The organism is Glaciimonas sp. PAMC28666, from assembly GCF_016917355.1.
Classification (GTDB): domain Bacteria; phylum Pseudomonadota; class Gammaproteobacteria; order Burkholderiales; family Burkholderiaceae_D; genus Glaciimonas.
Genome location: NZ_CP070304.1, coordinates 4,913,987 through 4,928,765, shown reverse-complemented (window position 1 = coordinate 4,928,765; position 14,779 = coordinate 4,913,987). Strand labels below are relative to the sequence as shown.

The window sequence follows — 14,779 nt, the reverse complement described above, 5'->3', positions numbered from 1 at the left end:
TATCGTTTTGTTAAATGATTAATTCCATGCCTACATCGTCGATTACGCCAACCGCTGCACCCACCACGTTAAATGCTTGGCTTGAACTGCTCGAATCGCGCCACTTTAAAACCATCGATATGGGTCTGGATCGTGTCAAGTTGGTTAAAGAGCGACTCAATCTGGCGTTCTCTTGTCCAGTGATCGTGGTCGCTGGCACCAACGGCAAAGGCTCAACTTGTGCAATGCTGGAGTCAATGTTGTTGCGCGCTGGCTACAAAGTTGGTCTTTACATCAAACCGCATTTTTTAGAATTCAATGAACGCGCACAATTAAATGGTGAATCGGCCTCGGACCAGGCCCTTATTGCCAGTTTTGAGGCAGTTGAAGCACAACGTGGTGATGTTTCATTGACTTATTTCGAATTTACGACGCTGGCGATAATGCATTTACTGTCTGCGGCTGATCTCGAAGTAGTCATACTTGAGGTCGGACTAGGTGGTCGTCTCGACGCCGTCAACGTGATCGATGCGGATATTGCTATCGTTACCAGTATTGATATCGATCACACCGATTATCTTGGTGATACGCGAGAGAAAATTGGATTCGAGAAGGCCGGTATTTTCCGCGCCGGAAAAGTTGCTATTTGCAGCGACCCGGTGCCACCGCAATCACTTATCGATCATGCCAACGCAATTGGCGCTGATCTCTGGTTGTTAGGACGTGATTTTAACTACACTGGCGACAAGCAGCAATGGAACTGGGGCGGACGTAGCCAACGTCGCAATTCCCTGGGCTATCCAAGCCTTCGCGGCGCCAATCAGTTGTTAAATGCCTCGGCGGCATTGGCGGCATTGGAGGCGTTGCGTTATCAATTGCCCGTGAGCGCGCAAGAGGTTCGAACCGGCCTGGTGACCGTCGAATTGCCAGCGCGCTTTCAAGTAATGCCTGGACAACCACTGGTTGTATTGGATGTTGCGCACAATCCGCACGCAGCGGCGACACTGGGGCAAAACTTGGAAAACATGGGCTTTCATCCTTATACATTCGGCATATTTGGCGTCATGCTCGATAAGGATATCCCCGGCATCATTGCGCAGTTAAAAAGCAAGATTGACCACTGGTGCGTCACCGATTTGCCGCTACCGCGCGCGGCCTCTGCTGAGCAGATTCGAGCGTATTTGCAAGAGGCTGGCGTCGAGGCACAAATAGGACAAAAAGCAGAGTCCACGATTCAAAATTTCAGCACACCTGCAGATGCCTATGCAAATGCGCTGAGTAGAGCAGGCGAGAATGATAGAATTGTGGTTTTCGGATCGTTCCTGACAGTTGCTGATGTAATGAAAGCTAGGAAATCCGGATTTCATTGAAGTTGTCCGCTGCCATAGCGTACAAACTCAGTCCATATTTAGTAGACTTTTTCGGAGCCTCCTGTACACCGCGCGAACGCAGTGTCGGTAACGGTTTCGAAGGAAGTCTGGTATTGCACTTTAAAATTAAATCGATATCGCATGGGTTTGTTCTCACTCTTCCGTAAAAATAAGCAAAAGCCTGGCTCAGAGCAGAGCGCCTATCACTCGCGTGCTGCGGATGACACCAGTGCTATTCGCGCCAGCAGGAAACGCAAAACCGTTCCTAATCAGACCAACGATCCAGCCGATCCGGTTCTACCGGAAAAAAAACGCGCCCGGCGGCGTCTGGTAGGCGCCGTTGCTTTGGTGCTTGCTGTGGTCATCGTATTGCCGATGGTGCTGGACTCGGAGCCTAAGCCGCTTGTTAGCGATATCTCGATCCAGATTCCCCCGCGCGACCAGCCCGCATCTGCATCTGCGTCTGGGTCTGCAAGTACGTCTGCATCTGCGTCAGTACCGAATGCCGCCAATGCGGGCAGTGGCCTCGACAAGCAGGAAGAAATTATTGAGCCAGCCAGCCCCTCCGAGAGCAGTCCGATCTCTTCAGGCCAGCCGCAAAGCGCTGGAAAGAGCGCCGCTGGTGCCTCGCCGATAGCACCCGTAGCACCCATCGCAACGGCGACACCGGTAACACCATCGTTGCCGTCAACTGACAGCGCAAGTCCGTCCGATAGCGCCGGGTCCTTATCGCCGACTCCGCCCGAGGCAAAAGTTGTCACCCAGCCGAAGGTTGAGAACAAGCCCAAAGCCGAGGTCAGGGAAGAGCGAAAAAGCCGTTCCGAACCCAAACTTGAGGCCAAAGCTGAAGAGCGTCCTGCCACGAATGCATCGCAAGATGACTCAGCCAGGGCAGCGGCGATTTTAAATGGCGGCAGTCCTGCTCCGTCTGTTGAAAAAAAGCAGGGAAAGTTTGTCATTCAGGTTGCGGCTTTAGCATCGCAGGACAAAGTCGATGAGCTGCAGGGAAAGTTGAACGATGCAGGAATTCGGTCTTATACCCAAAAAGTAAAGACCTCGGCAGGTGAGCGGATCAGAATACGGGTCGGCCCTTTTGCCAGCAAAGAGGAAGCTGAAAAGGCCCGTGCCAGATTGGCCCCGCTCGGTTTGTCCGGAAGTTTGGTTCCAGCTTGATTTTCCTGCAAAGCAACATCATATAGACTGAACAGGATGAACCTAAAGAAGTCTTAACAGTAAGTTGGATTAACAAGTTCCAGATTAACCACACTTGAATGGTGCAGAGACAGCGTGACGATTTTTGATTACCTGGTATTGTTTGTCGTAATTTGCTCAATACTTATCAGTATGCTACGCGGATTGATCAAAGAAATCCTGTCCCTGGCAAGTTGGGTCATTGCTCTCTTCGTTGCCAACATGTATGGCGAAAGTCTGGCTGCATTGCTACCCGAGATGATCCCAGGTGCGATGACGCGGTTGATCGTTGCCTTCATCGCCTTATTTATCGGTGTCCGATTCCTAATGATGCTGTTAAGCATGGTATTACAAGGATTGATCCAGGCAAGTGGCCTTAGTGTCGCCGATCGTGGTTTGGGCGGTCTGTTTGGGCTGGCGAAAGGGATGGCAATCGTAATAGCGGTAGTATTGGTCTGTGGCACTACCGCGATTCCGCAGCAATTGTTCTGGCGACACGCGATGTTTAGTCCGATCGCGGAAAGCGCGGCGATGACCGCGTTACCGTTTTTGCCCAGCGCATTTGCGCAGCACGTGAAGTTTTAAACACCAATTTTGAATTTGTAATTTGTACTATTTGTTTTATTTGCATAGCTTGTATTGCTTCCTCGAAATGTTTTGTTTAGGAGTCCACCATGTGTGGCATAGTCGGTATCGCCTCTCACAACCCCGCCAATCAGCTGATTTACGATGCATTGCTGCTGTTGCAGCATCGTGGTCAGGACGCAGCGGGAATCGCAACTAACCAGGGTAACGGATTTTTTATGCATAAGGCCAACGGCCTCGTGCGTGATGTTTTCCGGACCCGAAACATGCGCTCTTTGCCAGGTAATTTCGGCATAGGGCAGGTGCGTTACCCAACCGCCGGCAGCGCTAGCGCCGAAGAAGCGCAACCGTTTTACGTCAATGCCCCGTTTGGTATCATTTTGGCCCACAACGGCAATTTGACTAACGCTGAACAACTCAAAATCGAGATGTTCAAAAATGATCGTCGGCATATCAACACCGAGTCCGATACCGAAGTTTTGCTGAACGTGTTGGCGCACGAAATACAACAAGCAACTATCGGCTACTCGCTTGATCCCGACGCGTTGTTCAAGGCAGTCGCTATCGTTCACCAGCGAGTGCGTGGTTCTTATGCTGTGGTGGCACAAATCGCCGGACATGGTTTATTGGCGTTCCGTGATCCTTACGGCATCCGTCCGTTATGTATCGGTGTTAATGAGACCGAAAAAGGTACCGAATACGTCATCGCCAGCGAATCAGTTGCGCTCGAAGGTTTGGGATTTCGCTTCCTGCGTGACGTTGTGCCGGGCGAAGCGATTTTCATCGATATAGAAGGAAATTTGTACAATCAGCAATGTGCGGACAATCCAACACTGAATCCGTGCGCTTTTGAGTTCGTTTATCTGGCCCGCCCTGACTCGATCATTGATGGTGCCTCTGTGTATGCGACACGTCTGAAAATGGGCGAATATCTGGCAGACAAGATCAAGCGTGAGTTCTCCAGCGGCGACATCGATGTGGTGATGCCAATTCCGGATTCATCGCGTCCTGCGGCAATTCAGTTGGCGCTGAAACTGAACATTGAATACCGTGAAGGTTTTATCAAGAACCGTTATATCGGACGTACCTTCTTGATGCCGGGACAAGCGATTCGTAAAAAATCGGTTCGTCAAAAACTGAATGCAATCGGATCGGAATTTAAAGGCAAAACCGTGTTGCTGGTCGATGACTCCATTGTACGTGGCACTACCAGCCGTGAAATCGTGCAAATGGCGCGTGACTCTGGCGCAAAACGGGTGATTTTTGCCTCGGCTGCGCCGCCGGTAAAATTTCCAAATGTGTATGGTATCGACATGCCGACGCGTGGAGAATTAATTGCCTATGGTCGTACGGATGAAGAAGTATGTCGTGAAATCACTGCAGATGCATTGGTGTATCAGGACATCGACGCGTTGAAACGGTCTATTTCGGATGTCAATCCAGCGCTGAAAAACTTCGAGGCTTCCTGTTTTGATGGTCACTATATTACTGGTGATATCTCGCGCGATTATTTGGACCACATCGAATACGTGCGGAATAATCCAAAGGCTGAAATCGAAGACGGCGTGCATTCGCAACTTAATCTTGCCAATTTCGACTGAAGAACATAAAAAAAGCTGTCCGCATCGGCGGGCAGTTTTCGTTCGACAATGATGAGGCCGAGAATAAACGGGAAATGATTTTAGATAATGACTAAAACAGATCAAAAAAGCGCCTACGGCTTCACCACAACGGTGGTGCATGGCGATCGACAAAAAACCATCGAACATGGTTCTTTACACAAACCGGTACATACTTCGGTTACCTACGGTTATCAAGACGCGCGCCAGCTGGCCGAAGTTTTTCAGGGTCGGGCGCAAGGTTATCGCTATGGTCGTCAGGGCAATCCTACGGTGGCGGCCCTGGAGGATAAGGTTAATGTAATGGAAGGCGGTGTCGCCACCATCTGCTTCGCTACCGGCATGGCCGCTATCGGTGCCGTGGTTCAAGGCTTATTGCGAGCGGGCGATCACGTGGTGTCGACGGCATTCTTGTTCGGTAATACTGCCAGTGTCTGGCAAACGATTCAAGGGCAGGGTATCGACGTTTCGATGGTTGACGTCACTGATGTCAACCAGGTTGAATCCGCATTGCACGCCAACACCCGCATGGTATTCGTTGAAACTGTTGCCAATCCTCGCACGCAGATTGCCGATTTGAAACGCATCGGCGAGCTATGTCGTGCTCGAGGCATTTTATTTGTGGTCGATAATACGATGACTTCGCCTTATCTGTTTCAGCCGAAGCGGGTGGGCGCCAGTCTGGTGGTGAATTCGCTGACCAAATCGATTGGTGGCCATGGCAATGCGCTCGGGGGGGCGTTAACCGACACAGGTTTATTTGACTGGGGTCAATATCCTCACATACTTGGCAGCTATAAAAAATTTCCAACAACGCAATGGGGCATGGCTCAAATCCGTGCAAAAAGTCTGCGTGACTTTGGGGCCGCGATAGGTCCGGAAGCTGCGCATCACATTGCTGTCGGTGCCGAAACCATGGCACTGCGCATGGATCGTAGCAGTGCTAACGCGTTGGCTGTAGCACAAATGTTGGAAGCGGACCCGCGGGTGGCCGTGGTGCATTACCCGGGCTTGAAATCGCATCCGCAGCATGCGCTGGCAAGCGAATTATTTCGGTCATTCGGCTATTTGCTCAGCTTCGAGTTGCAACCGACAATTGATTGCTTTGACTATTTAAACCGCATGAAATTAGGTATTTCGGCGACCCATCTTGGTGACAATCGCACCTTGGTATTACCCGTAGCGCACACGATTTTTTATGAAATGGGTCCTGAAGCACGTGCACGGATGGGCATTTCGGAGTCGCTTATTCGGGTCTCAATAGGGATTGAAGATACCGAAGATTTGGTTTCTGACTTCAGGCAGGCGCTGGATAACTAGTTGATCCTCCAGCGTGTATGCTGAAAACGAATATCTTTCCCATAACGTATAAAAGAGCCATAAAACCAATTCGGTTTTGTGGCTTTTTTGTTGCGCGTTGAAAGTTTAATCTGGTAAGGCAAATCGCATGCCCGGATAAGAGCATCACCTCAGCTACCCTTGCGCCACGAATGCCGCAGCAGTCGGCCGCATTTATGCTTGAAGTGTTGGCACCGGAAACGTTCCTTTTGACTTCCCACTCCAACTCAAACTCAAACTCAAACTCAAACTCATATAGATGCGCGATCCAGCCATTTCGGTACATTGGTTGGAACGAACGATTTAAACCGTGCCAGCAATTCGGCGCTATCAGGTGCATTGATCAGCATGTCTGCTTGTTCCGCCTTAAGAAAACGTTGCGTGACCATATGTTGAATGAACTGAATCAGACCGTCATAAAAACCGGACACGTTTAACAGCCCGATAGGTTTTTGATGGAAGCCGAGCTGGGCCCATGTAAAGACTTCAAATAATTCTTCCAGCGTACCGATACCGCCTGGCATCGCGATAAAGCCGTCCGATAACTCCGCCATCATCGCCTTGCGTTCGTGCATGTCCTTAACGATATGGAGCTTTGTCAGGCCTTTATGCCCTAGTTCTTTTTCCATTAAGGCCATCGGAATCACGCCGGTGGCAATGCCGCCCAGACGAATAACTTCATCTGCAACGATGCCCATTAGTCCCACGTTGCCACCGCCATAGACTAACGCAATGTTGTCGTCGACCATGTGCCGGGCCAGCGTGCGTGCTCCTTGCGCATAGAGAGGAGAAGCGCCCGGTGAAGAGCCACAATAGATACAAAGTGATTTCATTATTTTCAAATACGAGATTGAGAGATTTAAGAGAGTTTTTTATTCGGAAGTTGATGCGTTTTATTGGGCAGGCTGAGCAATTTCACTTTTTTCCTTCAAGTATTTTGCCGTGAGTTCCTCGAATTGTGCGAGGGCTTCGCCTCGCAAATACGGATGCATCAATGACAGAACCTGATAACAGCCGCCCGCCAACGCTTTTTCCACGACCGCTTGTTCGGTATATTTACGCGGGTTAAGCACATATTGATAGGATAGCCAATAGCTTGCAGTGACCACCATATTTGTCGATAGGGTATCGATTTCTATCACATTCACTGCCAGGGCCTCATCTTCCTGCAAGGCTTTGCAGAGTTGCTTTACTAGCTTGATTTTGTGACCGAAAATTTCTTTGAAGTGCAGTTCTAACGTCCGATTCCGTGACAGCAAGTCGCTTAAGTCGCGATAAAAAAAACGGTAGCGCCAAATGAGCTCAAACATTAAATGCAGATACTGCCAGACGTATTGCATTGTCGGGCGACCTCCAGCCGGAACGCTCAGCATGCGACTCATTTCTTCTTCGAATGTCACGAAAATCGAATTGACTATGTCATCTTTATTGCGGAAATGATAATACAAATTTCCTGGCGAAATTTTCATCTCGTCAGCGATGATCGTTGTTGTGATATTCGGTTCGCCAAATTCATTGAACAGTTTCAACGATAGCGCCAGAATTTTTTCCCGCGTGCGGCGTGGCACCTTTTGTTCCATAATTTTTCTTTCCGAAAATTTCTATGCGGGGACGATCCAACTCTGCAAAAATTAGGCGTATGAAAGATTGTATAGTGTTTCCGTAAGGATATTTAAATAGAAAGTAAATTCGCGAATTTATAAGGTTTTATGCGAGTTTTCGCGATGCAACGCGATGGTTCGAAAAGTACTGAAGTCTGCATTTTGCGCCAACTCCAAGCGATCTTTCATCAAGGCACCGTAGGGCAAATGTCGGCAGGTATGAATATGAGGATTTGTCCCAATTGGCCGAACCGACGGAATCTGGTTCGGCCGGGTGCAATAAAATCACACCTTTTTTACAAATTCCGATTTAAGACTCATCGCACCGAAACCATCAATTTTGCAGTCGATATCATGGTCGCTGTCTACCAGACGGATATTTTTTACTTTGGTTCCCATCTTGAGGGTTCCACCAGAGCCTTTTAGTTTCAGGTCCTTGATGATGCTCACCGTATCGCCATCCTGCAAAATATTCCCTGCAGAGTCCCGATAGACTTTGGCGCTATCTTCGGCTGCATCGGCACTGGAATGCGCTGGCCATTCGTGAGCACACTCCGGGCAAATGTTCAGCTCGCCATCTTCGTAGGTAAATTCAGAATTACATTTTGGGCATGCTGGTAAAGTCATCATGATGTTGTCTGTCCGGGAAACCCCGTAGCCATAAAAGGGTCTCAGTATACTGCCTGCCATCGAAAAACGACGCAGTTGATGTTTCAGGTTTTATTTCATTCCACATTCACGCGTTAGTAAAAAGAGGAATCAGGACCGTATGCCAATATCTGGAGCGACATCATTTATAACTTGTACTAGCCGTGTTGCTCAACCCGTAAAATCTGCATCGCTTTCAAATCTACAGATAGCGCCGAAGATTCTGAATTTTAGTCATGCCACAGTGGTTTTAAGAAAAAGCAATAAAGTTACTAGTGCTAATGCTGGAAAGTTCGTTCATTTAGAAGGAAAAGATTTTTATGTAAAAAATGCCGGCGCGCGTCCGTTCGCTTCGCGAGAAGTGATCGCTGCTGAAATCTATCAGTTATTCGCGCCCGCGCCAGAACAATTCCTGGCAGATCATTGCCATTTTTTTATGGAAAACGCCGATAGTCAAGATGTCTATATCGCATCCAAGGTGGTGGATTATCAGGATTTCGGCGATTGGATGACTGAGGCGGACTCGGCTGATGCGCTGAAGCGGCAATATTCGGATTTTCCTGATAAAAGTTTTGCTGCCTTTAAGTGCAATGCAAACGAAGCAAAAGAATTATGCGCGGAGTTAGAAAGCTTACGTAAGGAAAATCCGGGTGACTGGTGGAAAAGCGGAACCAATTTTTTCCTTGCCCCGGAGATGAGGACGCCGAATCGCGCATTAGTCGATCAATATCGGCCTAAAGCGTCGCGCCTGGATATTATTATGAAGGAGCAATTTTCCTTGTTGCCCGAACAGCATCGGAAAGAAATGCAAGTACATCTCGCCGTATCGCAACTGATCGGTGATTGGGACCCGATCAATGCTTTTTACCGGAACATGGGAATCGTTACGGAGGCGGCCGGTGCTCAACACGTCATGCGACTCGATTTTGGCAGCTGCTTCGATGTGGGCTTCAATTATGAGCCAAAGGAAACTGGTTTTCAAACTGCAATCAATCAGCGTCCTGCTGTGTTCCCTGAGTTAGTACACGCATTCGCGGAAAAAAATGCCGTGTTTTCAAAAAAACTGCCGCAGTTAGTGGAAGAACTTGATCAACTTCCCTATGCTGATTACGCAAAATCTATCGCAGGAAAGACTGAGTGGGCTGAGTCGACCCGGTTCCAAATCGCCTATCGGTGCGCACTCTTAAAACGACAAGCACACAATCAAAATGTTATTGGGGACATTATCCGGCGTGTCTTAATTGATGAGGCCGAACTTGGTCCAGGGCTAAAAACGAAAGAAGTTCTGATTGAAACGATGAATGCCCGCATCGACGCCCTGATCAATGAGCAATGTGGTGGAAACGACCGAATCTACGATTGGGAGAGGCATAATCCCGAGCTTTCATATTCGATCAGAGAAGACCTTTCATCTAAATTAGCGGTAGATCTACAGCCGTTGAACAATGCTTTGTGGACGCATCCCGTTTCCCCCAAAATAGGATCGGAAATAAACCAAAATCGCTCGGGCGGCGATCTATTTTTTTAATTGGACGCGCTGTATCACGGCTTGGCCCCTCAGGGGCGCCGTACATCATGCAAAAACAAAAGCGTCACATTTGGCATTGCTGAGCGGAGATCGCATGGAGCCTTCACGTGGGGAGTATAGGATCGACCGGTTGAGGGCGGGGGATTATAGGCATCCTTATCAATGCCTCGCGTGATGCGCGGCGTCCCAAACGGGTGCGTGGCTCACGGGAAAATTTGATGATTCGTGAAACATATTCCTCTTTCGATATTAATCAATTTCTCCCATAGGCGTAACGCTGAGCCATAATGGGTCAGCGCACCTCAGGCAGCCTGAAGCAATCTAGAGCAGCCCAAGTTAGCGCAACAGGATCGGAAGCAGAAACCAACTATAAAAAGACTATGAAAAATTCTCAATCGGAGTTCATCCAGATTCGCGGCTTACGCTACCATATTCGGCGATGGGGTGCGCCCGACGCACCGCTGTTATTCATGCTGCATGGCTGGATGGACGTCTCTGCATCTTTTCAATTTGTGGTCGATCAACTGTCGCAAGAGTGGCAGGTGATTGCGCCGGACTGGCGCGGTTTTGGGCTGACCCAACAAGGCCCGGCCGATGTGTATTGGTTTCCTGATTATCTGGCAGATCTGGATGCCATTTTGCAGCACTACGCGGGGGACGAACCCGTCAACCTGCTGGGTCACAGCATGGGTGGGAACGTTGCGGGCACGTACGCAGGCGTGCGACCAGATCGCATCCGTAAATTGATAAACCTGGAGGGATTCGGACTAGCGATTACGCAGCCCGATCAGGCGCCTCTGCGGTACGCCAATTGGTTAGATGCGTTACAGACCCGGCCCACAATGCAGTCTTATCCCACGCAGGCGGCAGTGGCTGCGCGGTTGCAAAAGAATAATCCCAGATTAACCGCAGCGCGTGCCGATTACCTGTCCCGTTATTGGGCCGCTGAAACAGCGCCGGGGAAGTGGGAGATTTTAGGCGATCCGGCCCACAAGCTTATCAATCCCGTTTTGTCAAAAGTGGATGAAATGCTGGCATGCTGGCGGCGTATCACCGCGCCGGTTTTATGTGTCGAAGCAGCGGAGAGCAATATCTGGCAGTGGACGGGCGGAATGGCAGTGATGCGTGCAGAGATTGATCGACGGATCGCCTGCATCAATAATGTGCGCTTTGTCACCGTCGCTGACGCGGGGCATATGCTACATCATGATCAGCCCCAATTGCTGGCCGCGATGATCGAGGAGTTTTTTGGGGGGCCAATTGTGCTTACTCTGCCGGTTGCGTCTGCCGTGTAGCGGATTTTTATAGGTGAAATGTTCGTGCGAGCGGCCGTGTTTATCGGCAGGCCGCTGCGCATGGTCTATGAGGCGGTCGGGCACAACGTCGGCGCAGCGGACCGGTTCAGACAGCCACCCGGTTCCCCAAAATATCCTCTCGCAGGACCGCTATGGGTAACCAAACGACATTAGCAGTCAATGCCAGGCATTTTTCGGGCGTGTCCTAATTGTGGTCATTGATTTTATCGATACGAGCGGCTGCCATTTCCGCCAGCATATAGGATGATGCCAATGCCAAGCGTAACAAGTGCTCAGTATCCTTGATGTCGAGCGTTGGCATCGTCCCGTTGTCCCTATCCGTATTGCTAAAATGCGCCAGATCAATGGATGTTGCTATACCTTGGCAGACATCGACCGTAAGCGCATAAAATTGCGCATGCCTGTCACCTCGATGTTGAGGCCGCACCCATGAAAATGACTTATGGAATGCTTCTCTTTCGGACGCGGGCGATTGTGTTGGAATGATTTGGTTGCTCATGATTGGACCTTGAACGTTGACAGCAAAGGTATTAGGGGATTGCGTGTAAATGCAGCGGTGTCGAGCATGTTATAGATTCCGTAAGTAGCGAATAAAACGGTATTGTGCTGTTGTGCACCTTGTAGTTGACAAAGGGGCTAAGCCCGTTTCCCTGCATCAGGGATCGAAAGAGTATAAGCCAGCAGGTAGGCATCAATGGAGATTCGGCCTCCAAAAGTAGTCAAGATAGGGATTTGGCTTAAGTTGGGCTTACGCAAACTTGTTCGGGCAAAGTGTGGGCGAAGACAGTGCGGAAAGTACGCAGAAGCAACACGAAGCCGGTGGCCCAGGTTTGAATAAGCCCGTTGTGCATCTGCAGCAAATTGTGGATATCGGGCGTACAATATATTCTTAACTCGGATTTTTGAACTGTTTCTTAATGTTAAATATAGACCTCCATTGCCACTCGAATATTTCCGACGGTATCTTAACGCCAGCGGCGGTCGCGGCACGCGCCAAAGCCAATGGCGTCGATGTCTGGGCATTGACCGATCATGACGAGGTTGGTGGTATCGCCGAAGCGCGCGCTGCCGCGCAGGCGCTCGACCTGCAGTTTGTCACGGGCGTCGAAATTTCGATTACTTGGGCGAATCATACGATCCATATCGTGGGATTAAAAATCGACGAAACCAATCAAACGTTACTGGAAGGCTTAGCGGCAACCCGCGGCGGTCGTGAACGCCGTGCCCGCGACATGGCAGCGCAGTTAGCCGCAATCGGTATTCCGGATGCTTTTGAGGGAGCACTCAAACATGTGGGTAATCCTGATCTGATTTCACGCACCCACTTTGCTCGTCATCTGGTCGAAATTGGACGTTGCGCTGATACGCATGAGGTATTTCGTCATTATTTAACCGAAGGAAAACCAGGTTACGTGCCGCATCGGTGGGCAAGTCTGACGCAGGCGGTTAACTGGATACGCGGGGCCGGCGGCATTGCGGTGGTTGCCCATCCGGGCCGCTATAGTCTCAGCGACGTCGCGTTTGGCGCTTTCTTCGACGAGTTTAAGCAATTGGGCGGGAAGGCGATTGAAGTCAACACCGGCAGTCACTCGCCAGATCAATATGTCGAATATGCCAAAGTGGCCGCGACCTACGGTTTTCTGGCCTCACGGGGCTCTGATTTCCATAGCCCCGGGGAGTCGCGTGTTGACTTGGGAGCGTTGCCGCCGTTACCTGATAGCGTAGTGCCGGTCTGGCACGATTGGGCGTTGAAAGCACAATCCTAGCGCAGCATTGGTCTGGCCGCATTTCTAATGTGGGGCGATGCGCCCAGCGTGTGATCAAAGTTGCTGGAAAATCGATTGCCTGGAAAAATCCGAGGCAGGGTAGTTAAAAAATAGAGAACGTTGTTACGAGGTCGCTGTCGAAGGGGCGTCCCTTGAAATTGATCATAACGGTCTCATTTACATAACAACCCCACTTAGGAGTCTTGCGCATGAAACGAATTTTCCTGTTCCTCGCCACAAATATTGCAGTAATGCTGGTGTTGAGCGTCGTCCTATCGTTGTTGGGCGTGGACCGTTTTCTGACGCGTAGTGGTCTCGATATTCCTAAATTGATGGTGTTTTCGCTCATCGTCGGGTTCGCTGGTTCCATCTTTTCATTATTAATCAGTAAATGGATGGCGAAGCGCTCAACCGGAGCCCACGTGATTGTGACACCGTCCAATTCCACCGAGGTGTGGTTGGTCGACACGGTGAGCAAGTTGGCGCAACGTGCAGGCATTGGCATGCCGGAGGTGGCGGTATTTCAAGGCGACCCTAACGCATTCGCCACAGGCGCTTTTAAAAATTCTGCGTTGGTAGCGGTTTCTACCGGTCTGCTTGAGAGCATGACTAAGGAAGAAGTTGAAGCGGTGCTGGGTCATGAAATTGCGCATATCGCGAACGGCGATATCGTCACCATGACGCTGATTCAGGGTGTTCTCAATACTTTCGTGGTGTTTTTGTCTCGTGTTATTGGTTATGCTGTCGATCGCGCCATGTCACGTGGTAATAATGACGGTCCCGGGATTGGCTATTACGTTTCTGTGATCGTTACGCAAATTGTGCTGGGAATTGGCGCTTCGATAATCGTTGCGTGGTTCTCCCGCCACCGCGAATTTAGGGCTGATGCCGGTTCGGCTAAATTAATGGGTAGCAGCGTGCCGATGCAACGTGCATTAGCTCGTCTCGGTGGTGGTGCTGCTGTTTCGTTACCGGAATCAATGGCAGCAATGGGGATTAACGACAAGCCCGGCTTTATGGCCTTGTTTTCAAGTCACCCCCCAATCGAACAGCGGATTGCAGCGTTACGCAATCCTCACGTTACAGCACTGTAAACATTCAAATAGGGCGGCGAACCGCCGTCGAAGGAATGGAACAGGGCGGCGATAGTCTATCGACTATCGCCGTTTTTATATCTAGAGAGTTAGCGAGCCATGAGCCAATTTTTTCACATTCATCCTGAAAATCCGCAACTGCGTTTGATTAAGCAGGCGGTACAGATTATTCAGTCCGGCGGCATCGTCGCTTTGCCGACAGATTGCTGTTATGCCTTGGTATGTCAGCTTGATAACAAAGATGCGGTCGAACGCATGCGCCGGATTCGTGGGGTGGACGACAAACATCATTTGACATTGTTGTGCAAAGATTTGAGCGAAATCTCGGAATACGCCAAGATCGATAACCGTCAATTTCGACTCCTGAAAAGCGGAACACCGGGCCCTTACACGTTTATCCTTGGGGCTTCCAAAGAAGTGCCGCGCCGCTTGAGCCACCCGTCACGAAAAACCATCGGCCTGCGCGTGCCGGAAAGCGTAGTGGTACAAGCGTTGCTGGAAGAATTAGGACAGCCGCTGATCGGCACCACACTGATTTTGCCGGGTAGTGGATTGCCGCTGACTGAAGCCGACGAGATTCGTGATCAGCTGGAAAAACAGGTCGAACTGGTCATTGAATGTGGCGCTTGTAGCCTTGAGCCCACCACGGTAATTGATTTAACGGACGATGAACCGATGTTAATTCGGCAGGGACGCGGCGATATTAAGGTATTTGGCCTGGCGTAAGTAATGCCAAAATACAAT

General features: G+C 50.0%; 14 protein-coding genes. 10 read left to right on the top strand and 4 right to left on the bottom strand.

Translation table 11 applies throughout. The features are described 5' to 3' along the window. Window positions 1-26 precede the first annotated feature (26 nt). From folC to JQN73_RS21215, 5 genes are all read left to right on the top strand, one after another. Entirely contained in the window at window positions 27-1,349 is a 1,323-nt protein-coding gene (folC, locus tag JQN73_RS21235; RefSeq protein ID WP_205320894.1) for a bifunctional tetrahydrofolate synthase/dihydrofolate synthase, read from the top strand. 141 nt (window positions 1,350-1,490) lie between these two features. Then, window positions 1,491-2,522, top strand: coding sequence for an SPOR domain-containing protein (locus tag JQN73_RS21230; RefSeq protein ID WP_205320893.1), 1,032 nt, complete (start codon window positions 1,491-1,493; stop codon window positions 2,520-2,522). Between the two features lie 114 nt (window positions 2,523-2,636). Further along, on the top strand, window positions 2,637-3,125 hold the full coding sequence (locus JQN73_RS21225; RefSeq protein WP_205320892.1) for a CvpA family protein: 489 nt from the start codon (window positions 2,637-2,639) through the stop codon (window positions 3,123-3,125). An 89-nt stretch (window positions 3,126-3,214) separates the two neighbouring features. After that, window positions 3,215-4,726, top strand: coding sequence for an amidophosphoribosyltransferase (gene purF, locus JQN73_RS21220; RefSeq protein WP_205320891.1), 1,512 nt, complete (start codon window positions 3,215-3,217; stop codon window positions 4,724-4,726). An 87-nt stretch (window positions 4,727-4,813) separates the two neighbouring features. Then, window positions 4,814-6,064 (top strand): cystathionine gamma-synthase family protein, encoded by a 1,251-nt coding sequence (locus tag JQN73_RS21215; protein WP_205320890.1) that lies wholly within the window; start codon window positions 4,814-4,816, stop codon window positions 6,062-6,064. Between the two features lie 269 nt (window positions 6,065-6,333). Here the strand turns inward: JQN73_RS21215 and JQN73_RS21210 are convergent, their stop codons facing one another. The 3 genes from JQN73_RS21210 to JQN73_RS21200 form a co-directional block, all read right to left on the bottom strand. Then, on the bottom strand, window positions 6,334-6,915 hold the full coding sequence (locus JQN73_RS21210; RefSeq protein WP_205320889.1) for a TIGR00730 family Rossman fold protein: 582 nt from the start codon (window positions 6,913-6,915) through the stop codon (window positions 6,334-6,336). Window positions 6,916-6,975: 60 nt separating this feature from the next. Beyond that, window positions 6,976-7,662 (bottom strand): TetR/AcrR family transcriptional regulator, encoded by a 687-nt coding sequence (locus JQN73_RS21205; RefSeq protein ID WP_205320888.1) that lies wholly within the window; start codon window positions 7,660-7,662, stop codon window positions 6,976-6,978. A 306-nt stretch (window positions 7,663-7,968) separates the two neighbouring features. Next, window positions 7,969-8,313, bottom strand: coding sequence for a zinc ribbon domain-containing protein YjdM (locus JQN73_RS21200; RefSeq protein WP_205320887.1), 345 nt, complete (start codon window positions 8,311-8,313; stop codon window positions 7,969-7,971). A 139-nt stretch (window positions 8,314-8,452) separates the two neighbouring features. Here JQN73_RS21200 and JQN73_RS21195 point away from each other — a divergent pair, with 139 nt between their 5' ends. Then, complete coding sequence (locus JQN73_RS21195) at window positions 8,453-9,859, top strand: hypothetical protein (RefSeq protein WP_205320886.1); 1,407 nt, start codon at window positions 8,453-8,455, stop codon at window positions 9,857-9,859. A 380-nt stretch (window positions 9,860-10,239) separates the two neighbouring features. Next, window positions 10,240-11,154: an alpha/beta fold hydrolase gene (locus JQN73_RS21190; protein ID WP_205320885.1), complete on the top strand. Its 915-nt coding sequence runs from the start codon at window positions 10,240-10,242 to the stop codon at window positions 11,152-11,154. 205 nt (window positions 11,155-11,359) lie between these two features. Here JQN73_RS21190 and JQN73_RS21185 read toward each other — a convergent pair whose 3' ends face one another. Next, window positions 11,360-11,674 (bottom strand): hypothetical protein, encoded by a 315-nt coding sequence (locus tag JQN73_RS21185; protein WP_205320884.1) that lies wholly within the window; start codon window positions 11,672-11,674, stop codon window positions 11,360-11,362. Window positions 11,675-12,092: 418 nt separating this feature from the next. Here JQN73_RS21185 and JQN73_RS21180 point away from each other — a divergent pair, with 418 nt between their 5' ends. From JQN73_RS21180 to JQN73_RS21170, 3 genes are all read left to right on the top strand, one after another. Next, window positions 12,093-12,941 carry a 3',5'-nucleoside bisphosphate phosphatase gene (locus JQN73_RS21180; protein WP_205320883.1) on the top strand — a complete coding sequence of 283 codons (849 nt, stop codon included), beginning with the start codon at window positions 12,093-12,095 and terminating at the stop codon, window positions 12,939-12,941. Between the two features lie 209 nt (window positions 12,942-13,150). Then, window positions 13,151-14,035: a protease HtpX gene (gene htpX / locus JQN73_RS21175; protein WP_205320882.1), complete on the top strand. Its 885-nt coding sequence runs from the start codon at window positions 13,151-13,153 to the stop codon at window positions 14,033-14,035. A 99-nt stretch (window positions 14,036-14,134) separates the two neighbouring features. Further along, window positions 14,135-14,761 (top strand): L-threonylcarbamoyladenylate synthase, encoded by a 627-nt coding sequence (locus tag JQN73_RS21170; protein WP_205320881.1) that lies wholly within the window; start codon window positions 14,135-14,137, stop codon window positions 14,759-14,761. Window positions 14,762-14,779: the final 18 nt, after the last annotated feature.